The 21,112-nt window shown below is 63.0% G+C and carries 15 protein-coding genes and 3 pseudogenes; 15 read left to right on the forward strand and 3 right to left on the reverse strand.

Annotated features, from left to right (window positions below; all coding sequences use genetic code 11):
* Positions 1-10: 10 nt before the first annotated feature.
* From AB3X94_RS23960 to AB3X94_RS23990, 7 genes are all read left to right on the forward strand, one after another.
* Positions 11-1,789 (forward strand): FAD-binding protein, encoded by a 1,779-nt coding sequence (locus AB3X94_RS23960; RefSeq protein WP_368612914.1) that lies wholly within the window; start codon positions 11-13, stop codon positions 1,787-1,789.
* The gene (locus AB3X94_RS23965) at positions 1,782-3,005 is read left to right on the forward strand and encodes a CaiB/BaiF CoA-transferase family protein (protein WP_176110875.1); all 1,224 of its coding nucleotides are present in this window, start codon (positions 1,782-1,784) and stop codon (positions 3,003-3,005) included. Before AB3X94_RS23960 ends, AB3X94_RS23965 begins: the two co-directional genes overlap by 8 nt.
* Positions 3,002-4,642, forward strand: coding sequence for a GMC family oxidoreductase (locus AB3X94_RS23970; protein WP_368612915.1), 1,641 nt, complete (start codon positions 3,002-3,004; stop codon positions 4,640-4,642). The genes AB3X94_RS23965 and AB3X94_RS23970 overlap by 4 nt, the downstream gene beginning before the upstream one ends.
* The gene (locus AB3X94_RS23975) at positions 4,639-5,388 is read left to right on the forward strand and encodes an electron transfer flavoprotein subunit beta/FixA family protein (protein ID WP_152852350.1); all 750 of its coding nucleotides are present in this window, start codon (positions 4,639-4,641) and stop codon (positions 5,386-5,388) included. The genes AB3X94_RS23970 and AB3X94_RS23975 overlap by 4 nt, the downstream gene beginning before the upstream one ends.
* A gap of 86 nt (positions 5,389-5,474) precedes the next feature.
* On the forward strand, positions 5,475-6,407 hold the full coding sequence (locus AB3X94_RS23980; RefSeq protein ID WP_368612928.1) for an electron transfer flavoprotein subunit alpha/FixB family protein: 933 nt from the start codon (positions 5,475-5,477) through the stop codon (positions 6,405-6,407).
* A 1,112-nt stretch (positions 6,408-7,519) separates the two neighbouring features.
* On the forward strand, positions 7,520-8,098 hold the full coding sequence (locus AB3X94_RS23985) for a hypothetical protein (protein WP_176110877.1): 579 nt from the start codon (positions 7,520-7,522) through the stop codon (positions 8,096-8,098).
* Positions 8,095-8,631 carry a hypothetical protein gene (locus AB3X94_RS23990; RefSeq protein WP_176110878.1) on the forward strand — a complete coding sequence of 179 codons (537 nt, stop codon included), beginning with the start codon at positions 8,095-8,097 and terminating at the stop codon, positions 8,629-8,631. Before AB3X94_RS23985 ends, AB3X94_RS23990 begins: the two co-directional genes overlap by 4 nt.
* A gap of 300 nt (positions 8,632-8,931) precedes the next feature.
* Here AB3X94_RS23990 and AB3X94_RS23995 read toward each other — a convergent pair whose 3' ends face one another.
* From AB3X94_RS23995 to AB3X94_RS24005, 3 genes are all read right to left on the reverse strand, one after another.
* A complete protein-coding gene (locus AB3X94_RS23995) occupies positions 8,932-10,164 on the reverse strand; it encodes a hypothetical protein (protein WP_176110879.1) in 1,233 nt (410 codons plus the stop codon).
* A gap of 347 nt (positions 10,165-10,511) precedes the next feature.
* The gene (locus tag AB3X94_RS24000; RefSeq protein ID WP_246392231.1) at positions 10,512-10,694 is read right to left on the reverse strand and encodes an extensin family protein; all 183 of its coding nucleotides are present in this window, start codon (positions 10,692-10,694) and stop codon (positions 10,512-10,514) included.
* Positions 10,695-10,955: 261 nt separating this feature from the next.
* Entirely contained in the window at positions 10,956-11,675 is a 720-nt protein-coding gene (locus AB3X94_RS24005; RefSeq protein WP_368612916.1) for a TetR/AcrR family transcriptional regulator, read from the reverse strand.
* A gap of 346 nt (positions 11,676-12,021) precedes the next feature.
* On the opposite strand from AB3X94_RS24005, the gene AB3X94_RS24010 reads away from it, so the two are divergent.
* The 8 genes and pseudogenes from AB3X94_RS24010 to AB3X94_RS24045 form a co-directional block, all read left to right on the forward strand.
* A complete protein-coding gene (locus AB3X94_RS24010) occupies positions 12,022-13,287 on the forward strand; it encodes a Zn-dependent hydrolase (RefSeq protein ID WP_368612917.1) in 1,266 nt (421 codons plus the stop codon).
* A gap of 125 nt (positions 13,288-13,412) precedes the next feature.
* Complete coding sequence (locus tag AB3X94_RS24015; protein ID WP_368612918.1) at positions 13,413-14,798, forward strand: NAD(P)-dependent oxidoreductase; 1,386 nt, start codon at positions 13,413-13,415, stop codon at positions 14,796-14,798.
* A gap of 48 nt (positions 14,799-14,846) precedes the next feature.
* Positions 14,847-16,127, forward strand: a complete 1,281-nt coding sequence (preA, locus tag AB3X94_RS24020) for an NAD-dependent dihydropyrimidine dehydrogenase subunit PreA (RefSeq protein WP_176110884.1) — start codon at positions 14,847-14,849, stop codon at positions 16,125-16,127.
* Between the two features lie 54 nt (positions 16,128-16,181).
* On the forward strand, positions 16,182-17,684 hold the full coding sequence (locus tag AB3X94_RS24025) for an NCS1 family nucleobase:cation symporter-1 (RefSeq protein ID WP_368612919.1): 1,503 nt from the start codon (positions 16,182-16,184) through the stop codon (positions 17,682-17,684).
* Between the two features lie 42 nt (positions 17,685-17,726).
* Complete coding sequence (hydA, locus tag AB3X94_RS24030) at positions 17,727-19,184, forward strand: dihydropyrimidinase (RefSeq protein ID WP_368612920.1); 1,458 nt, start codon at positions 17,727-17,729, stop codon at positions 19,182-19,184.
* A 188-nt stretch (positions 19,185-19,372) separates the two neighbouring features.
* Positions 19,373-19,654, forward strand: a pseudogene (locus AB3X94_RS24035) (aminoacyl-tRNA deacylase); the annotation flags it as partial.
* A 2-nt stretch (positions 19,655-19,656) separates the two neighbouring features.
* A pseudogene (locus AB3X94_RS24040) lies at positions 19,657-19,836 on the forward strand (amino acid ABC transporter permease); the annotation flags it as partial.
* A gap of 173 nt (positions 19,837-20,009) precedes the next feature.
* Positions 20,010-20,735, forward strand: a pseudogene (locus AB3X94_RS24045) (IS6 family transposase); the annotation flags it as partial.
* Positions 20,736-21,112: the final 377 nt, after the last annotated feature.

A 21,112-nucleotide genomic window follows, 5' to 3' on the forward strand; every position in this document is an offset into this window, starting at 1 on the left:
GGAGACAGACGTGACGGCAGTTCGGACATTGGAGAAATTCGGCTTTGGCGTCGACTACGCGCAAGCCGACGTGGTGGTGGTCGGCGGTGGCGGCGCGGCGTCGCGTGCCGCCGTGTCGGCGGCACAGGCGGGTGCGAAGGTCCTCATGCTGGCCAAGGCGCCGGTCGGACAGGGTGGCAGCACGGTGCACGGCGCCAGCGAAATCATGAGCATGGGGGCATCCGGCTACGGCAGTCCCGACGATAGCGCAACCGTGCACTACGAAGACACGATGCGTCCGGCAGCCGGCTTCATCGACCGCGACCTGGTGCGCGTTCTGGCGGAGGACGCACCGAAGCGCATAGCAGACCTGATCGAACTCGGCGTGCCGTTCGACCGCGTCGCCGATGGCTATAAGCTCATCCGCAGCGACTTCGGCAGCTATGCGCGCGCGCTGGGCGTGAAGGGCAAAACCGGCAAGGCCTTCGTGAGCGCGCTCGCCGAGCAGGGCAGAAAGCTCGGTGTCGAGACCCGTCAGCCGGTGGCGTTGATCGACCTTCTGCGCGATTCGACCGGGCGCGTGAGCGGCGTGGTTGCGATGGACCTCGATTCGCGGCGGCTGCTGGTGGTCTCGGCGGGGGCCGTCGTGCTTGGCACGGGCGGCGCGCACGGTCTGTTCTCGCAGCAGGTGTCGACAGCGGAGATGACCGGTGACGGCCAGGCGATCTGCTTCCGCCACGGCGCAGAACTCGTGAACATGGAGTTCCACCAGTTCGGGCCGGCGATGGTGCACCCATACGTGCAACTCTTCAGCAAGTCGTGCTTCATCCTGCATCCGAAGATGCTCAATCGCGACGGTCACGAATTCCTCCCGGACTATCTGCCGACGGGCGTGACGCCCGAGGCTGCCATGGACGAGAAGGTGTTTCCGTTCACGATCTCGAACGAGTCGCGCTATATCGATATCGCGATCGCAACGGAAATCGCGCAGGGCAGGGGCACGGAACGCGGCGCGGTGCATTTCTCTTTCGCCGACATCGCCGAGGAACGGTTGGCGGCCACCATTCCGAACACCCTGCGCTGGATGCGTGCCAAGGGGCTCGATCCGAAGCGTGATCTGCTCGATGTCGGGATTGCTTTTCAATGCCTGAATGGCGGTGTCCGGATGACCAACACCGACGCGATGTCGACCATCGAGGGGCTCTTCGTGATCGGCGAACTCGCGGGCGGCGTGCGCGGTCCGGATCGTCCGGGCGGCAACTCGCTCGCCGAAGGTCAGGTGTTCGGCCATCGCGCCGGCGCGGGCGCGGCCGCATACGCACGCGGCAGCGCGGCACCGGGCACGTCCGATGTGACGCCGCTTGCACGGCGCCTCGAATTGGCGCTAAAGCCGAATGCGTCGTTCGACGCTCGACGTATCGCCTCCGATCTGCGTGCCGCGATGCAAGCGCATTGTCTCGTCGAGAAGACCGAGAGCGGTCTGAATATCGCGTTAGCCGCCGCTCGCGAGGCGCGCGCGGCGTTTGCCGCAGGGGGCGGGGCCACGCCGCCGCAGGTGATCGATGCGTTGACGATCGACAACATGGCGACGACTGCTGACGTCATCGTGCAGGCGTGTATCGAGAGGCGCGAGTCGCGCAGCAGCCACTATCGCACCGACTATCCCGAGCGCGACGATGCCCGTTTCAGTCACGCATTGACCATCACGCGCGGTGAAGCCGACCCGTTCCGTCTCACCTACGACGTGCTCGATTACCCTCGTCCCGAATTCATGGACACATCGCATTCCCAGGCGGCAAATCATGGATAAGAAGCAAGTCGGCCCGTTGTCGGGCTACCGCATTCTCGATCTCACCGTCATGACCGCGGGTCCGGTCGGTACAGTGCTGCTTGCCGACCTCGGCGCGGACGTGATCAAGGTTGAGGAACCGAACGCCGGTGACCTCTCGCGCAATCTCGGCAATCAATTCGTCGAAGGCGAAAGCGTGCAGTTCCTGTCGCAGAACCGTAACAAGCGCAGCATCCGGCTCGACCTGAAGTCGCCGAAAGGACGCGATGCATTTCTGCGCATGGCGGAGCACGCGGATGTCGTCGTCGAAAACTTCCGGCCAGGCACGGTGGATCGGCTCGGCATCGGCTATGAGGCCGTGAAAGCGCGCAATCCGATGATCGTCTATGCAAGCGTGTCGGCGTTCGGACAGAGTGGTCCTTACGCCGCATGGCCGGCAAACGATCCCATCGTGCAAGCTGTCGCAGGTCTCATGGACATGACGGGCGAAGCCGGCGGCAATCCGGTTCGGCTCGGGGCGCCGTTGCCCGACTTCGGCGCGGCCGCGCTGCTCGCGTTCGGCATCTCTGCGGCGCTGTTGCATCGCGAACGGCACGGCGAAGGTCAGCGCATCGATACGTCGCTGCTGTCGGCTGCGCTTTTCAGCACCATCCCGCGCGACGGCGAGACGCTGAGAAGCGGCAAAGCGCCGGAGCGCCTCGGCAGCGGCCATCCGACGATGGTGCCGTATCGCAACTATCAGGGCTCCGATGGCCGCTATTTCTTTGCCGCCTGCTTCACCGAAAAATTCTGGCAGAACCTTTGCCGGGCGTTGGGCCGCGAAGACTTGCTGAGCGATGAACGGTTTGTCGGCAATACCGCGCGGACTGCGAATCGGCATGCGCTCGACGTGATCCTCGAACAGCAGTTTCTGCTGCATACCGCCGAATACTGGGTGGCGCATCTGAGCGCCGCGGACGTGCCATGCGCGATCGTGCAGGACTATCACACCGCGTTGACGCAGGACCCGCAGATCGCGCATAACCACGCGGTCGTCGAGATCGAACATCCGCTTGCGGGCAGGGTAACGAACATCGCGAGTCCCGTGAATTTTCACGGCAGCCCGGTAGCATACCGCCGTGCGCCGCCCACGCTCGGACAACATACGGCTGAAGTACTTGCCGAGTTCGGTTTCGCCGAGGAGGAGATCGCAGTACTCGAAGGTCGTGAACCGGCCGCCGTCGGAGAGAAGTCATGAAATCGTACACAACGGACTACGTGATCGTCGGCGCGGGGACGGCGGGTTGCGTGCTCGCCAACCGCCTGACCGAAGACCCGAACGTCAAAGTGATTCTTGTCGAAGCCGGCGAGCGCGATCGTCACCCGTTCATCCACGTACCGGCCGGCTTCGTGCGATTGCTCGATCATCCAACCGTGACATGGCGCTATCGCACGCGGGCCGACGCCGAGACCAGCGGCCGTGCAATCCTGTTTCCGCGTGGACGCGGACTCGGCGGGTCCAGCGCGATCAACGGCCTGCTTTATGTGCGCCCGTTCGCGGAGGATATCGATAGTTGGGAGCAGTCGGGCGCCAAGGGCTGGACCTTCGGCAACTGTCTGCCGTTCTACCGCCGCTCCGAAACGTGGACCGAGGGCAACAGTCCTCAACGCGGCAAGGATGGTCCGATCCAGGTCAGCCGGGTGGAGAATCCGCCGGAGATCTGTGCGGCGGTCGTGCAAGCTGCCCAAAAAGCCGGTCTCGAGTTTGTAGACGATCCAAACAGCGACACGCGCGGTCCGTCGATCTGGTACTACCAGCAAACGCGCGACGGACGTCGCCGCTCGAGCGCAGCGCGCGGTTATCTGCGGCCCGCAATGGCGCGGCCGAATCTCACGGTGGTGACCGGCGTCCAGGTGTCCGGGCTCGAAATGAACGGCACGCACGTGAGCGGCATCAATGCGACGACGACCGCAGGCGTTTCGATGCAGTTTCGCGCGACCCGCGAGGTCATTCTTAGCGCCGGCGTGATCGGCACGCCCAGGCTGCTCGAAGTGAGCGGCATCGGCGATAAGGACGTGCTCGACAATGCGGGCATTCGAACTCGCATCGCGTTACCGGGCGTCGGCAACAATTTGCAGGATCACTATGTAGTCCGGCTCGGCTATCGGGTACGGGGTGCAGGCACCGCGAACGAGCGCTCGCACGGACTCGCGCTCGCGCGCGAGATGATGCGCTACGTCGTGTCGGGGACCGGCGTACTGACCTATAGCGCGGCGATCGTCGGCGGCTTCGCACAGACGCGGCTCGCAACCCGGCCCGACGTGCAGTTCGTGATCGCGCCAGGCAGCTTCGCCGAGGGACGGATCGGAGTGCTGGAGTCGGAGCCCGGCGTCTCCTGCGGCGTCTGGCAGATGCGCCCGGAAAGCCGTGGGCACGTGCACATCACCAGCAGCGAGATCACGGCAGCGCCGACGATCGCACCGTCATACCTGAGCAGCGAACTGGACCGCAACACGATGGTGGAAGGACTCAAGATCGGCCGCCGGATCTTCGCGCAGCCCGAGGTCGCCCGCTATATCGTCGACGAAACCGTACCGGGCCGTCAGGCGGACACTGATGAGGCGTTACTGCAATACGTGCGTGACAATGGCTCGACTGTTTATCACGCGGTTGGCACGTGCCGGATGGGAGAGGACGAAATGAGCGTCGTCGATTCCGAAATGCGGGTGCGCGGAACGACCGGCCTGCGCATCGTCGACGGCTCGGTGATGCCGTCGATAACCTCGACCAACACCAATGCGACGGTGCTAATGCTAGCCGAGCGCGCAGCTGACATGATCCGTTCGCCGATGACTGCGCGCACGGCTTCGGCATATTCGAAGGAGACGGTATGAAAGTGCTGGTAGGTGTAAAGCGAGTGGTCGACTACAACGTGAAGGTCCGGATCAAGTCGGACGGCACGGGTGTCGACATTGCAAACGTGAAGATGTCGATGAATCCGTTCGACGAAATCGCGGTTGAGGAAGCGGTGCGGTTAAAGGAAGCCGGCGTGGTTAGCGAGGTGGTGGCGGTTTCTTGTGGTGTTGCTCAGGCGCAGGAGACGCTGCGTACGGCGTTGGCGATAGGCGCGGACCGTGCTGTCTTGATCGAGTCATCCGAAGACCTGCAGCCACTGGCCGTTGCCAAGCTGCTCAAGGCGCTGGTCGACAAGGAACAGCCTTCGTTGGTATTGCTGGGCAAGCAGGCCATCGACGACGACTCGAACCAGACCGGGCAGATGCTCGCCGCTTTGGCTGACCTTCCGCAAGCGACGTTCGCTTCGGAGGTCGTTGTGGCTGACGGGAAGGCGACCGTGTCGCGCGAAGTGGACGGCGGAGCTGAAACGCTGTCGCTGACGCTACCCGCCGTGGTCACCACTGATCTACGCCTGAACGAGCCGCGCTACGTGACATTGCCGAACATCATGAAGGCGAAGAAAAAGCCGCTGCAAACGATCAGGCCCGAAGACCTCGGCGTCGATGTCACGCCGCGTCTTAAAACACTGAAAGTCGCCGAGCCGCCCAGGCGTTCCGCCGGGGTGACAGTGCCGGACGTAAAGACGCTGGTCGAGAAGCTGAAGACCGAAGCGAAGGTGCTTTAGATAGAACGGCAACTATGTTGCATGGGACTGGAGTAAGCGCTAAAGCGCTAACTCCAGTCGACACGGAGACGAAGCAAATGACGAATCTGGTTAGCCTGGTAATAGCAGAACACGATAATGCGTCGATCAAGGCAGCGACGCTGACTACCATTGCAGCGGCGAAGAAGATCGGCGGTGAAGTTCACGTGCTGGTCGCGGGTCACAATGCGCAGCCCGTGGTCGACGCGGCAGCGAACATCGCGGGCGTTAGCAAAGTATTGCTGGCCGATGCGCCGCAACTCGAAGCGGGTCTCGCGGAAAACGTCGAAGCGACGGTGCTGAATATCGCAAAGAACTATTCGCACATCCTCGCGCCGGCCACCGCCTACGGCAAGAACGTCGCGCCGCGTATCGCCGCGAAGCTCGACGTCGCTCAGATCAGCGACATCACCGCAGTCGAGTCACCCGATACGTTCGAGCGTCCGATCTACGCGGGCAACGCCATTGCGACAGTGCAATCTCAAGACCCGATCAAGGTCATCACGGTACGCACGACTGGCTTCGATGCCGTCGCAGCGGAAGGCGGCAGCGCCTCGGTCGAGAAGCTCGAAGCCGCAGCCGACGCAGGCATCTCGCAGTTCGTGAGCCGCGAAGTGACGAAGCTCGATCGTCCGGAACTGACGTCGGCAAACATCATCGTGTCGGGCGGCCGGGGTCTCGGCAGCGGCGAGAACTACACGAAGGTGCTGGAGCCTTTGGCAGACAAGCTCGGTGCAGCGATGGGCGCATCGCGTGCAGCCGTCGATGCGGGCTACGTGCCGAACGACTATCAGGTTGGTCAGACGGGCAAGATCGTCGCGCCGCAACTGTATATCGCGGTCGGCATTTCGGGTGCGATCCAGCACCTTGCGGGCATGAAGGACTCGAAGGTGATCGTCGCGATCAACAAGGATAAAGAAGCGCCGATTTTCAGCGTCGCGGATTACAGCCTCGTCGGTGACCTGTTCACCGTCGTGCCAGAACTCGTCGGAAGCCTATGAGGCCCTTGATGACTGGCTGCTCGCGTTCACTGGCGGAGAAACCGGGCACTGCGACGGGCGGCCATCATGGTGGCATTGTCGAGAGATTAAGGCACGCCCCTTGCGGCGCTTCATTCACGTGAACGGCCGATGCTGGCTTGAAATATCCTCTTTTGAGTGAGCCATGAAACATCTAACTAAGACGTTTTTCGCTTCGGTTCTCGTGGTGGCACTGCCGGCAATAACATACGCACAAGTCGGCGGCAGCGCTGACGGGACGGCAACATCCCGTGCCGGCGCGGGGCGGATGAAAAACCCGAGTGGAAGAGGATACGATTCGCCGGATGTCACGGGTAGTGGCGTCGGTGCGGCGGGCAGTATCCCTTCGACGCGATCTTCCAAGCGCAAGGCCAATGGTCTGAATATGGGTACCCGTGACGGCGCGAACAGCGACGTCAACAGACCACGGAACGGCCCAAGGCAGGACGGCCAGTAGCCAGCCGGTTGCACGCGGCGTCATTCGCCGCGGCCGTGATTGTCGTTACGCACTGCAGCATCGAGTGCGGCATCGCTCTCTGCTTCACCATCACCGGATAACTGCCGATCTCTACCTGCTAGTGCACGCCCGAAGCCTGCCGAACGCAGACAGGCGAGACCACCGTCTTACAGTCGTCGTACGAGGCTCTCAGTTCGCCGTTGACGCGCGAGCCGGTAGTCGCGATCGAGCAGCTGTGCATGATGAAGATCGGTGTTGAATGCCGAAGTGGCAGCAGCCGAGGATGGCGAGAGGCAACTTTAGCGACGCCGTTAAATGCCCTGTGCAAGAGCGGTGGGGCGCGCACGGAAGCTGACGAAAAGCCGGACTCCGTTCGCATTATCGTTTCCGTGGTCGGTACTCGATAGTTCAGTCTCGGCGACTGGCGGCAGTAGGGCGCAGATCACTCTGAGATTTGGAACGTCGTTTGCTCAGATGTCTCCGTCGGCGGTTGCACACTGCGCTTGCGCTTCGAAAGCCTCAAGTGCATGGATCAATGTTCTGTCGTGGACCCGATCGTTGATGAGCACCGTTGCACCGCAGACTGTTACGCGCGAAGCGCGTGATCGACGGCACCGGTAGAGCAGAGACGGTAGAAATGCACAAGAACATGGTGTGGGCCGACAACGCGAAGTCCGTTGTCGCAGGCAAACGCCCCCACGTAGCAGCGCTGCTCGCGCTGGCGCTGGCGGTGTCGTCCGCATTGAGCGGCTGTAGCTCGTTGTACTCGGAAGGCGCGGTCGCGGGCGCCGGTATCGCGGGTGCCGCGGTCGCGGGCAAGGTCACCAGCAATGCGGCGGTCGCGACCGGTATCGGTCTTGGCGCTGTCGCCGCCGCGCGCGCCGGCGTGCAGTACTCGGAGCGCGTGGTCCACACGAATACGCAGAACAGCATCGCGCAGGCGGCCGGTCCGCTCGATGTCGGCGCGGTCGCTCCCTGGAGCATCACCCACTCTTTCCCGATCGAAGACGACGAGCACGGCCGCGTGACCGTCAGCCGCCTGATCAGCACCGGCGCGCTCGACTGCAAGGAAATCGTCTTTTCCGTCGATCAGAACGCAACACGCGACAAGCCCGCGAGCAGCGCGTTTTACATCGCATCGGTTTGCCGCGACGGTAAGGACTGGCGTTGGGCATCGGCCGAACCCGCCACCGAGCGCTGGGGTGCGCTGCAATGATATTGCGTTCGCCTGGCGTTCCGAGGGGTGATCGGCTGCGGCTCATCGCGGCCGGCGCGCTATGCGTCGGCGCGAGCCTGCTGGCGAGCGGCTGCGCGTCGATCGGCGCCGCGAGCGGCGCGGCGGCGGGTGTCGCTTCGGGCATCGTGACCAGCAATCCGGCCGTCGCGCTCGGCGTCGGCGTGGCGGTGCAGGCCGCCACCGACGAAGCGGTCGCGCGCTACATGCGCGGCATGCACAAGGATCAGCAGGATCTGATGGCGGCGCTGGTCGGGACGATGGCGGTCGGCGAAACGAAACCGTGGTCGGTCAAGCACACGTTGCCGATCGAAAACGGTCACGGCCAGGTGCGCGTGACGCGGGCGGTCAACTCGGCGCTCGCGCTGTGCAAAGACTTCGTGTTCTCGGTGCAGGACGGCGACGGCCCGAACGCGCCCGAGAGGTGGTTCACGGCGAGCGCGTGCCAGCAGGACAAGGGCTGGAAGTGGGCGACGGCCGAGCCGGCGGTCGCACGCTGGGGCAATTTGCAATAATGAAGCGGCGAATGTTTCTCGCCGCTTCCTCCCTCCGTCATTAACGACGGAAGGCCCCATCGTAAGCAGTTCCTGGAGGACGCAGTCCACCTTGCGCGCGCAGGGCAGCCCCCGATGACCAGGATGCAGTCCTGATGGGGCTGTCGTTGAGCACAGCCCCGCGTGATAGATCGCACGCTAGCAGGAGTGATTTAACGTCGCTCTGTACATCGGAGAAGCGGCGACGCCTTCCAATCAATGGTTACGCTAGAGCACACGGGTCGACAGTTCCCGCAAAGCGGAAGCGGGTGTGGATCGACGCTACCTTGCGGCGAATACCGAGACCCCGCCATTGACGAATCCATTTGCGGCGCAACTCGGGCATCCTGCTGGCGATGTCGCCGAAGAGTAGGGAACGAAAATCAGCCCTGTCGCCGGGTCGACTGCAACCGAATGCGCATTGTTACCAGTGTTCAGGCGAGTAACAACGCTGCGGGAACCGGCGTCGACAATGGTTAGTACCGGCGTACACGGCGATGCGGCCGAGCAGGCGCCATTCGTCGAGGCATTGCCGGAAGAAGTCCAACGGCTTGCCGCGTTGTAGTAGCGATTGGTGGACACATCGTATTCAAGCTGATCACCTCCACCCGCGTTGAGGGACGCCAGAAGCGCGCCGTTTGAACGATCGATAATCTGCATGAGCAACGGCGCGCCAGTCGTCCCTTCTCGGCAACCGACCGCAATATCGTTCCCAGGCCCGAGCGCCAACCCAGTAGGATCGCAGTTACCTTCCCCATACATCGCGACGCCCGCAAGGGTCGTATAGTTCTGCGTGCCGCCGTTTGGTATTGCCCGAACAGATACTCCCGGCAGTTTTACGAGTTCACCATGAGGATTCGTCGTGCTGCCGTCTACGTTCACGTAGAAGTTGTCGCTCGTGGCGTCGTACCGGCAGGCTTCGAGTCCGGCAGTGGGTTTACCCGCGTTGTCAGTGAATGTGACCTTTGCCACGACGGTCTGAGTTGCCGTGTTGATGAATGTCGCGAAGGGCGGGCTCTCTTCCGGACTCGAGATCATGAAGATGCCATGGGTCGAATCGAGACAACCTTCATCTGCGCGCACGCCGGTTGTGCTGACCACTATCTTGCTTATCACTGCCCCTGCTGCAGGGTCGACGATCTTCACAGAATTCACGTCCCCCGCATAGATGAGGCTGCCGACAGGCGTCGCGCCGTCCGGGCCGGCCTGCGAATTTGGACCGGGTCCAAGTCCCGTAAACGCGAGCGGACCGCTCCCCTGGATTGCCTTGACGAACGACTTCGATGGAATGTCGATCTGATCCAGCGAAGCGTTATTTCTGTCGGTAAAAAAGTAATGGCTACCGGAAACGACGCCGATATCAAAGGAAAAGTTGACGCCGGCCTTGATGTTCGGCACGGCAATGTCCGATACATAATGCGGCCCGCTTGTAAGGTTGTCCCCGCCGCCACAGCCCGCAATAACGACCGCCACCGACGCAACCGCCATTGCATTTGCCCAAATGTACCTTCGCATCGCCCACCTCCTCTGATCGTTGAAATATGTCGAGCTTCGTCAATGCGTCTGCAACAGTGGAATCCGCCGCTACAGCATACGCTTTCCATTAAGTAGTCGTCCGTATCGTATTCACCAGGTATCAAACGTGATTTGCTTCAGTTTTTCATAAGGTTTCCGTCGAGCGTTGCCGCTGCCCTGAACAAGGCGACTCCGCAAATGCAGAGCGGAACTTTTAGCCATTCAATGTCGCGAAGTTCGCCATACCACCATGCTCGGGCTTCGCGCCAAAACCAGCTGACAAAAGGGCCCGTCGCGGCGAGATGCAATCGGTTAGCACCGGTTTGCACGCCTCCATGAAAGCGCGTTCATTTGGCGTAGGCGTGTTCGCTCAAGCGCCCATCCGCCGCGTGATTAACGTTGCGGCAAACGTAGCTGCCGATGTGATCAATGCGCTTAATGGCTTCACCGTAGAGCGAAAGCGCTGCCGGTTGCCAGACGTGAATCTTTACATAGTTATTGGGGGCGAAGTTTTGACGTTCCCGGGTCAACGTCCATGTGCAGCGGAATCTGCGAAGACACAGAGCTGATAACACCCGTTGAACCAACCCGCTGACGCGGGAGGAGGCGGTTGGCCAGCGACTTTTGCTCCGGGGATCATCAGTCGGGTGCATCCTTTCGAGTGGGACGATGGCAGTGCAGTTTGCTATCCTGACCGTTCAGAGCGGAGTCCCCCATGACACCGCTACGTCGACGCATGATCGAGGATATGCGCGTGCGCAACCCTTCCTTGTGGAAGACCGCTGTCGTCGTCATTCGGCCGGCGATCGCGCTCCGCTCGCTCGCAGGATCATGCTCACCACTTCTTCCGTAGTCGTCTCGAAGCGCTTCGTCGCTAGCGCGCGCTTGCCCGAGAGCGCGCATATCTGTGCCTCGAAATCGGCATAGTGCTGAGTGGTCGCCCAGATCATGAACAGTAGGGTCGTCGGATCGACGGGCGCGAGCAAGCCTTTGGCAATCCATCGCTCGATCAGCTTCACACGTGTGTCCATCCACGGCTTCACGCGTTCGAGCAGGATCTCCTGCATATGCGCCGCACCGCTGATGATTTCGTTGGCCCACACCTTCGAGCCGAGCGGGCGGCGCCGTGACAGGGCCATCTTGGCGCGTACGTAGCCGCCTATCGCCTCGACCGGATCGTCGCTTGCATCGAACAGGTTGGCGGCCGCGTTCCATTCCTCGAAAACATCGTCGAGTACGCGCCAGTAGAGCGCGAGTTTGGTCGGGAAGTAGTAGTGCAGATTGGCCTTCGGCAAGCCCGCGCGCTCGGCGATCAGCGCCGTGCTCGCGCCTTCGAAACCGCGTTCGGCGAACACGGCTTCGGCACAGGCGAGCAGGTGGGATTCATTCGACGCGCGAATCGCGGCTTTGCGCCGACCGGGCTTATGCGTTGCGTCAGCGGCTGGCTGCGCCAGCGCCGTGCCGCGCGTCCCGAAGGGCACGGCTCGCGCGGTGGGTTCGTCGTTGCGCATAGTGTTCGGTCCATTCGAAAGAAATGAGAAGCGCGTCGGCCGCTCCTGCCGGCTTCATTGTAGCCACGATGCAAGTGCGTCGCGTATTCACCCGCATCGGCAGAAACGCGCAAGTCGGACGTCCGCGTGCTTTTCGCGCACTGCAGCATCAATGGCACGGTTCTCGCTCGTAATTCCGCATTGAATTAGCGAAGTTTATCGTCTAAAACCTGTCCAATCGGACAGGATTCGAAGGGCGGGATTTCAGGAGCCGCACAGTGCTACCCGGGCGTGCACCGCGATGGCTCTTCGCGCCCCACGCGGTGGCATGCACGCACGTTTGACGAACACGGACAGGAGGACACGTATGAACGCAGTAAGCGAAGCCGCGCTGACGACCGCGATCCACGTGAACGGCCAGCGCTTGTGGGACAGCTTGACGGAGATGGCGAAGATTGGCGCCACCCCCAAGGGCGGCGTGTGCCGTCTCGCGCTGACCGACCTCGACAAGCAGGGCCGCGATCTCATCGTGCAATGGGCGAAAGAGGCGAACTGCACGGTGAGTGTCGACCAGATGGGCAACGTGTTCATGCGCCGCGCGGGGCGTGACAACGACCTGCCGCCCGTGATGACCGGCTCGCACGCCGACTCGCAGCCGACGGGCGGCCGCTTCGACGGTATCTATGGTGTGCTCGGCGGGCTGGAGGTGATTCGCTCGCTGAACGATTACGGCATCGAAACCGAGCGGCCTGTTGAAACGGTGATCTGGACCAACGAAGAGGGCTCGCGCTTCGCGCCGGCGATGGTCGCCTCCGGCGTATTTGCCGGCGTGTTCACGCTCGAGTACGGCCTTTCGCGCAAGGACGTCGACGGCAAGACCATCGGCGAGGAATTGCAGCGGATCGGCTATGCGGGCGCAGTGCCGTGCGGCGGTCGGAAGATTCACGCTGCGTTCGAGCTGCACATCGAACAAGGGCCAATACTCGAGGCCGAAAACAAAACGATAGGCGTGGTCACCGACGCGCAAGGCCAGCGCTGGTACGAAGTCGTGCTCACGGGGCAGGAGGCGCACGCGGGGCCTACGCCGATGCCGCGCCGCCGCGACGCGCTGCTAGGCGCCTCGCGTGTGGTGCAGCTCGTCAATGAAATCGGCCTGCGTCACGCGCCGCTCGCGTGCGCGACGGTCGGCATGATGCAGGTGCATCCGAATTCGCGCAACGTGATTCCCGGCCGCGTGTTCTTCACCATCGACTTTCGCCATCCGCAGGACGAGGTGCTGGCGCAGATGGACGCAGAGCTGCGCGAAGGCATCGCGAAGATCGCGCAACTGGGCAAGCTCGAAGCCGACGTCGAGCAGATTTTCTACTACGCGCCCGTGCCGTTCGACGCGGCTTGTGTGAAGTCCGTGCGCGCGGCGGCCGAGCGCTTCGGCTATTCGAACCGCGACATCGTGTCGGGTGCAGGTCACGACGCGTGCTATCTCGCAACGGTCGCGCCGACCTCGATGGTGTTCGTGCCGTGCATCGACGGAATCAGCCACAACGAAGTCGAGGACGCGACGATCGAATGGATCGAAGCCGGCGCGAACGTGTTGCTGCACGCGATGCTCGAACGCGCGAGCGAACCCGGCTGACACCCAACGATTGAACACGAGCGGTCTCAGCGCCGCGCTGTCTTTCCCACGATTCCCCTGTACCGGCCGCGCGCATCACGCACACGGCCGGCGGACCCGTGTTTTGCCTCGCAAGGAGCACCCGGATGTCCCAGACCACCTCGAATGCCGCCGACGGCATCGCCCCAGGCCGTCTCAACGCCGAGCAGCTCGGCTGCAATTTTGCCGACGTCGCGCCGCCGCTTTCCGCGAACGCGGCCGTGATCGCGGCCGACCGCTGTCATTACTGTTACGACGCACCCTGCGTACACGCGTGCCCCACGGGCATCGACATTCCCGGCTTCATCCGCAAGATCGGCAACGGCAATCTGAAGGGGGCGGCGCGCGACATTCTGAGCGCGAACCCGCTGGGCGGCATGTGCGCGCGAGTGTGCCCCACCGAAATTCTCTGCGAAGGCGCCTGCGTGAGAAATCATCAGGATGGCGAGCCGGTTCGGATCGGCGCGCTGCAACGTCATGCCACCGACTTCCAGATGGCGCGCGAAGCCGCCGGTGCGCCTGCGCTCTTCAAGCGCGCGAGCGACACATGCCGTCAGGTAGCGGTGGTCGGCGCGGGTCCCGCGGGTCTTGCCTGCGCGCACACGCTCGCGCTGGCCGGGCATCGCGTGAGCGTCTTCGATGCGGGCAAACATCCGGGCGGTCTGAACGAGTATGGCATCGCGGCGTACAAGACCGTCGATGATTACGCACAGCGCGAGGTGCGGTGGCTGCTTTCAATCGGCGGGATAGAACTGCGCCAGGGCCAACGGCTGGGGCATGACATCACGCTAGAGGAACTACGCGCAGCGTACGACGCGGTGTTCATCGGCGTGGGACTCGGCGGCACGCACACGCTGTCCGTCGAAGGCGAAATGCTCGACGGCGTGCTCGATGCGGTGGATTTCATCGCAGGCGTTCGCGCGGCCGACGATCTGGCCAGCGTGCCCGTCGGCCGCAAGGTGGTGGTGCTCGGAGGCGGCAACACGGCAATCGACGCCGCCGTGCAAAGCCGGAAGCTGGGCGCGGAGCAGGTGACGCTCGCCTATCGTCGCGGCGCAGCGCAGATGAGCGCCACCTGGGCCGAACTGGAATTCGCGCGTAGCCAGGGTGTGGCCGTGGCCGAATGGATGAAGCCGCTGCGAATCGTCGGCGACACGCAGGTGCGGGCCGTGGAATTCGAGCGCACCGAGCTCGATATGGCCGGCGCGTTGCGCGGCACTGGGCAGATCGTGCGCGTGGAGGCCGACATGGTGCTGAAGGCCATTGGCCAGAAGCTCTTACCCGCAGGCCTTGATGGGCTGCAACTGACCGACGGAGCCGGGCGCATCGCAGTGGACGCGAACGGCGCCACCTCGCTCACGGGCGTTTTCGCAGGCGGCGACTGTGCCGGCCACGCCGGAACCGATCTGACCGTTCAGGCCGTGCAGGACGGCAAGCTCGCCGCGCACGCGATCGACCGCTTCCTTGCGAACCTGTCTGCGAGAGCCGCCTGAGCCGCGCGAAAGCTACATCGAATCCAGCTAAAACGAAGGAGTCGCATCATGGCCGACTTGCGCTGCACGATTGCCGGCATTCAATCGCCGAACCCGTTCTGGCTCGCTTCCGCACCGCCCACCGACAAGGCCTACAACGTCAACCGCGCGTTCGAGGCAGGGTGGGGCGGCGTGGTCTGGAAGACGCTCGGGCTCGACCCGCACGTGGTGAACGTGAGTTCGCGCTACGGTGCGACCACCTGGCGCGGCCAGCGGATCGCAGGCCTGAACAACATCGAGCTGATCACCGACCGGCCGCTCGACGTGAACCTCAAGGAAATCGCGCAGGTGAAGCGGGACTGGCCCGACCGCGCGCTGATCGTCTCGCTGATGGTGCCTTGCAACGAGCATGACTGGAAGTGGATCCTGCCGCAGGTGGAAGCGACCGGCGCGGACGCGGTGGAACTCAACTTCGGCTGTCCGCACGGCATGAGCGAGCGCGGCATGGGCGCAGCGGTCGGGCAGGTGCCCGAGTACATCGAAATGGTCACCCGCTGGGTGAAAGAAGGCACGCGCCTGCCTTGCCTCGTGAAACTCACGCCGAACGTCACCGACATTCGTCACGGCGCGCGCGCGGCGATGAAGGGCGGGGCGGACGGCGTCTCGCTGATCAACACGATCAACTCGATCGTAGGTGTCGATCTCGACGTGATGGCGCCGCTGCCCACTGTGGACGGCAAGGGCACGCATGGCGGCTATTGCGGTCCCGCCGCGAAGCCGATCGCGCTGCACATGGTCGCAGAGATTGCGCGCGACCCGCAAACGCATGGCTTGCCGATCTCCGGCATCGGAGGCATTTCCGACTGGCGCGACGCCGCGGAATTCATCGTGCTGGGAGCGGGCAGCGTGCAGGTTTGCACGGCCGCGATGCACTACGGCTTCCGCATCGTCGGCGACATGATCGACGGCCTGTCGAACTGGATGGACGAAAAAGGCTACGCCAGCCTCGACGCGATTTGCGGCCGCGCCGTGCCGAACGTCACCGACTGGCAATACCTGAACCTCAACTACGACATCAAGGCACGCATCGATCAGGACCGCTGCATCCAGTGCGGGCTCTGCCACATCGCCTGCGAAGACACCTCGCATCAGGCGATCACCGCCATCCGCGATGGCAAGCGCCACTTCGAGGTGGTCGATGCGAACTGCGTCGGGTGCAATCTATGCATGCATGTTTGCCCGGTCGATCAATGCATCACGATGGAGCGCGTCGATTCGGGCGAGCGCTACGAGAACTGGACCACGCACCCGAACAACCCGGCGCGTGTCGCCGACCCGAAGGCCGCCTGACACGTTGAAGCCGGACCGAGCCGAACCCACGACAAGCGACGGAGAACCCACTTCATGAGCCAACCCTTAGCCGTCGACGCCACTGCGCGCCGCGCCGAAAGCGATCTATACAACGATGACCTCGCGCCCACCGGCGTCGCGCAGCGCACATGGCGCTGGTATCACTTCGCGGCACTATGGGTGGGCATGGTGATGAACATCGCCTCCTACATGCTCGCCGCCGGCCTCACCGAGCAGGGCATGTCGCCCTGGCAGGCGGTGCTCACCGTGCTGCTCGGCAATCTGATCGTGCTCGTGCCGATGCTGCTGATCGGTCATGCGGGTACCAAGTACGGCATTCCTTATGCGGTGCTGGTGCGAGCGTCGTTCGGCACCCAGGGCGCGAAGCTGCCCGCCATGCTGCGCGCCATCGTGGCGTGCGGCTGGTACGGCATTCAATCATGGCTGGGCGGCAGCGCCATCTATACGCTCGCCAACATCCTCACGCACAACGCGCTGGTGGGCAACGCAATGCCGTTTCTCGGCATTTCGATCGGGCAGGCCAGTTGCTTTCTCATCTTCTGGGTGTTGCAGCTGTACTTCATCCTGCACGGCACCGATTCGATCCGCTGGCTCGAAAGCTGGTCCGCGCCCATCAAGGTGGTGATGTGCGCAGTGCTCGTGTGGTGGGCCTGTTCGAGGGCAGGCGGAGTGGGCTCGATGCTGTCGCAATCGTCGCAGTTCGTTGCCGGCGGCAAGAAGGCGGGCCTGTTCTGGGCGACGTTCTGGCCGAGCCTCACGGCCATGGTGGGTTTCTGGGCGACGCTCGCGCTCAACATTCCCGACTTCACGCGCTTCGCAAAAACGCAAAAGGACCAGTTCGTGGGCCAGGCGATCGGCCTGCCCATTCCGATGGCGTTGCTGTCGGTGGTCTCCGTGGTCGTGACGTCGGCGACGGTCGTGATTTACGGAAGGGCGATCTGGGACCCGATCGACCTCACGAGTCGCATGGAGGGCGTCGGCGTGGGCATCGCGCTCGTGATCCTCACGCTCGACACGATGTGCTGCAATCTCGCCGCGAACCTCGTCGGCCCAGCTTACGATTTTTCGAGCCTGTGGCCCAAGGGCATTTCGTACAAGACGGGCGGCCTTATCACCGCGGCCATCGCCATCGCGATGATGCCGTGGAAGATCCTCGCGACCACGCAGGGCTACATCTTCACTTGGCTGGTCGGTTATTCGGCGCTGCTCGGACCGGTGGCCGGCATCCTGATGGTCGACTACTTTCTGGTTCGCAACACACGCCTCGATACGACCCAGCTCTTCGAGGAAAACGGCGAATACGCGTACTCGAACGGCTGGAATCCGGCGGCCGTGATCGCGCTGATCGCCGGGGTGCTGCCGAACCTGCCGGGCTTTCTGAATGTCGCGTTCCCGAATGTGTTTGCCTCGGTGCCCGACGCGTTCAAAAGCATTTATACCTATGCGTGGTTCGTGGGGCTCGCGATTGCGGCGCTCGTGTACGGCGTGATGATGAAAGTCGGCCGGAGCCGGCGCCCGAGCGTGGCGGGCGCGTGAGCGTTTCAAGCGTCAATGTTCAACTGAAGGAGACTTGGCATCATGGCGATCCTGATTCGAGGCGGCACTGTCGTCAATGCAGACAAGAGCTGGCGTGCGGACGTGCTCTGCGAAAGCGGCGTGATCCAGAGCGTCGGTGAAAACCTCGACGCGCCTGCGGGCGCGACCGTGGTCGACGCCGGTGGCCAATACGTGATGCCCGGCGGCATCGATCCGCACACGCATATGGAACTGCCCTTCATGGGCACGACTGCCAGCGACGACTTCTACACGGGCACGGCGGCGGGGCTGGCGGGCGGCACTACATCGATCATCGACTTCGTGATCCCCAACCCGAAGCAGGCGCTGATGGACGCCTTTCGCGAGTGGCGCGGCTGGGCCGAAAAAGCCGCTGCTGACTATGGCTTTCACGTGGCGGTGACGTGGTGGGATGAAAGCGTGCATCGCGACATGGGGCTGCTCGTGAACGAGCATGGCGTGTCGAGCTTCAAGCACTTCATGGCCTACAAGAACGCGATCATGGCGGACGACGAGATCCTCGTGAACAGTTTTGCCCGCTCGCTCGAACTGGGCGCGCTGCCCACCGTGCATGCGGAAAACGGCGAGCTCGTATTTCAATTGCAACGCCAGTTGCTGGCGCGCGGCTTCACGGGTCCTGAGGCGCACCCGCTGTCGCGGCCGCCCGAAGTCGAAGGCGAGGCAGCGAATCGCGCGATCCGCATCGCCCAGGTATTGGGTGTGCCGGTGTACATCGTGCATGTGTCGGCGAAAGACGCGCTCGAGGCGATCACGCGCGCGCGCAGCGAAGGTCAGCGCGTATTCGGCGAAGTGCTCGCGGGGCACCTGGTGATCGATGAGGCCGTTTATCGCGACCCGGACTGGACGCGCGCCGCCGCCCACGTGATGAGTCCGCCGTTCCGTACGCAGGAGCATCGCGACGCGCTGTGGCGCGGACTTCAGGGCGGCCTGCTGCACACCACCGCAACCGACCACTGCGTGTTCTGCGCGTCGCAGAAAGCGATGGGCCGCCATGATTTCACGAGGATCCCGAACGGTTGCGGCGGCGTTGAAGATCGCATGGCGGTGTTGTGGGATCAAGGCGTGAACACCGGCCGGCTCACGCCGAACGAATTCGTGCGCGTTACCTCCACCAATGCCGCGCAAATCTTCAACCTCTACCCGCGCAAGGGCACGGTGGCCGTCGGTGCCGACGCCGATATCGTCGTATGGGATCCCGAGGCCACGCGCACCATCTCGGTCAAAACGCATCATCAGAACGTGGACTTCAACGTGTTCGAGGGCATGACGGTGCGCGGCGTGCCGACCCATACCGTCTCGCAAGGCGAACTCGTTTGGGTAGACGGCGACCTGCGGGCGCGGCGAGGCGCCGGACGTTATCTGAAGCGTCCCGCGAATCCCGGCTATGTGCAGGCATCGCGCCTCGCGAAGAGCCTGAAAGAGACGCAGCCCGTGCATCGCGAGGGTGACGCACCACAATAAGAGCGGCGACGCCTGGAGGCACAGCAGGGAAGGTCCGGCGCGCGAAGCGGCAGGATTGGCTTCATGCGCCGGTTTGTCCGGCGGATTTGCGGTGGCGGTGCCGGGGTGCTGTTTGCACGGCAGTAAGCGATTCTGAAAGGATTTCTTTGGGGCCCGTTCTCTTTCACGTATCCGACAGGAGGAGCGCCATGTCGATGCCGACCACCCTGCAGGAGGCCCTGCAAAACAAGGGCTCACGCTACGAAATCGTGCGCTACCCATGCAGTCATTCGAGCATGGAAAGTGCAACGGCGGCGCACGTTCCCGGCGACCGCGTTGCCAAAACGGTGCTGCTCGGAGACGAGCACGGCTATATGGCCGTCTTGCTGCCGTCAACCTATGCCGTGCAATTGTCCGCGCTTTGGAACAAGACAGGGCGCCCGCTCACCCTTGCTACCGCGGTCGAACTGCGCGAGCTGTTCACGGACTGCGCCTGCTGATGCATTTCGCGGTCATGCCGGTGTTCATCCATCCTGTGCACGGGCTTTTGATCAGCGGCGAAGCTGCCCAATCGCTCGGCATGACGTTTGGACAGATGATGCGTTACGTCGCGATCCCCCGGGCGTTCCGGCGCATGCTGCCGCCACTCGGCAACAACGTAATTTCGATGCTGGGCGTCGCCGGTAACCCGGAGGGACGTCTGGTACAGGTGCGGCCGGCAACCTGTTCGGCACCACGGACTGAAGACACTGTCTCTTCGAAAAAACGCGCCGTTCGATCCGGATGTCGATCATTGCCTGCGAACGGCGCTGTCACGTTGACGAAGTGGCCAGGTAAGATGTGTTGATGAAGAAGACCAAATCGCTTTATCACGGCCAGCGGTTTCCGGCGGCGGTCATCAGCAACGCGGTTCGCTGGTATTTCCGGTTCCACCTGAGCCTGCGCGACATCGGGGAGTTGCTGTTCGAGCGCGGTGTTGTCGTGAGCTACGAGAGCGTCCGTCGCTGGTGCGACAAATTCGGCGCGAGCTTTACCCATCGTGTCAAGGCGGTGCGGCGCAAGCCGGGCAGCAACTGGCATCTCGACGAGATGTTCGTGACGCTGCGCGGTGAATCCTATCTGCTGTGGCGGGCAGTCGATGAACATGGCGCCGAACTGGACATCCTGCTGCAGAAACGGCGTGACAAGGCAGCGGCCAAACGCTTCTTCCAGCGCGTGCTGCGCTCAAGCGCAGTGCCACGTAAGATCGTCACGGACCAGCTACGTAGCTACGTGGCCGCCAAAGCGGACATCCCGTAACTGGCGAACGTCAAGCACGTGTTCGTCAAAGCGAGCGCTCGCGTGAACAACCGGGCCGAAAAAAGCCACCAGCCCACACGAGAACGAGAGTGACGCATGCGCGGCTTTCGCGACCGCGATCGTACACAAGCTTTCCTCGCGAGCCTCGGCCCAATCCGACAGCACTTCGCGCTGAAGCGGCATCTGCTGCGCGCTTCGCTCTATGGCAAACATCTCGCAGCTCGATTCACGACTTGGCACGAATTCACGGAAGTCACCCAAAATCCGTTCGCGGTCTTCTGGCTGGTAGTCCCGCCTGCCGAAACTTTGTCTTTCTATCGGCAACGTGACAGCGGCATCGAAGGCGCCATTTATCGGGCAATCGCCCAGTCGCCTGTGTGGCTCACTGGCCGTGTGCGTCGGGCAAATCGGGTCCAGCTCGCGATTTGCGCTGGCCACGGCGCGTTGCCGCGCGCGCTCGACGCGCTGCTTGAGCTCGGCAAACCGATAATCCTCAGTCCACGCCGCACCCCACAAACAGATTTGTCAAAGCCATTTTGAAATGTCCGCTTACTGGCCAAGTTCAAATGTCCGCTTTTAGGGGGTGGGAATCGGTCTCTCACCCGGTTTTTATTCACGCAGTGTCGAAGGATGGCGTTTGAACTGGCAGG

It is taken from the genome of Paraburkholderia sp. BR10923, from assembly GCF_040948765.1.
GTDB classification, from domain to species: domain Bacteria; phylum Pseudomonadota; class Gammaproteobacteria; order Burkholderiales; family Burkholderiaceae; genus Paraburkholderia; species Paraburkholderia youngii.

What these genes read in the sequence shown, in the direction of transcription:
- AB3X94_RS23965 (WP_176110875.1), top strand. Translation starts at nt 1,782, where the DNA reads ATGGATAAGAAGCAAGTCGGCCCGTTGTCGGGCTACCGCATTCTCGAT.
- AB3X94_RS23970 (WP_368612915.1), top strand. Translation starts at nt 3,002, where the DNA reads ATGAAATCGTACACAACGGACTACGTGATCGTCGGCGCGGGGACGGCG.
- AB3X94_RS23975 (WP_152852350.1), top strand. Translation starts at nt 4,639, where the DNA reads ATGAAAGTGCTGGTAGGTGTAAAGCGAGTGGTCGACTACAACGTGAAG.
- AB3X94_RS23985 (WP_176110877.1), top strand. Translation starts at nt 7,520, where the DNA reads ATGCACAAGAACATGGTGTGGGCCGACAACGCGAAGTCCGTTGTCGCA.
- AB3X94_RS23990 (WP_176110878.1), top strand. Translation starts at nt 8,095, where the DNA reads ATGATATTGCGTTCGCCTGGCGTTCCGAGGGGTGATCGGCTGCGGCTC.
- AB3X94_RS23995 (WP_176110879.1), bottom strand. Translation starts at nt 10,164, where the DNA reads ATGCGAAGGTACATTTGGGCAAATGCAATGGCGGTTGCGTCGGTGGCG.
- AB3X94_RS24005 (WP_368612916.1), bottom strand. Translation starts at nt 11,675, where the DNA reads ATGCGCAACGACGAACCCACCGCGCGAGCCGTGCCCTTCGGGACGCGC.
- AB3X94_RS24010 (WP_368612917.1), top strand. Translation starts at nt 12,022, where the DNA reads ATGAACGCAGTAAGCGAAGCCGCGCTGACGACCGCGATCCACGTGAAC.
- AB3X94_RS24015 (WP_368612918.1), top strand. Translation starts at nt 13,413, where the DNA reads ATGTCCCAGACCACCTCGAATGCCGCCGACGGCATCGCCCCAGGCCGT.
- preA (WP_176110884.1), top strand. Translation starts at nt 14,847, where the DNA reads ATGGCCGACTTGCGCTGCACGATTGCCGGCATTCAATCGCCGAACCCG.
- AB3X94_RS24025 (WP_368612919.1), top strand. Translation starts at nt 16,182, where the DNA reads ATGAGCCAACCCTTAGCCGTCGACGCCACTGCGCGCCGCGCCGAAAGC.
- hydA (WP_368612920.1), top strand. Translation starts at nt 17,727, where the DNA reads ATGGCGATCCTGATTCGAGGCGGCACTGTCGTCAATGCAGACAAGAGC.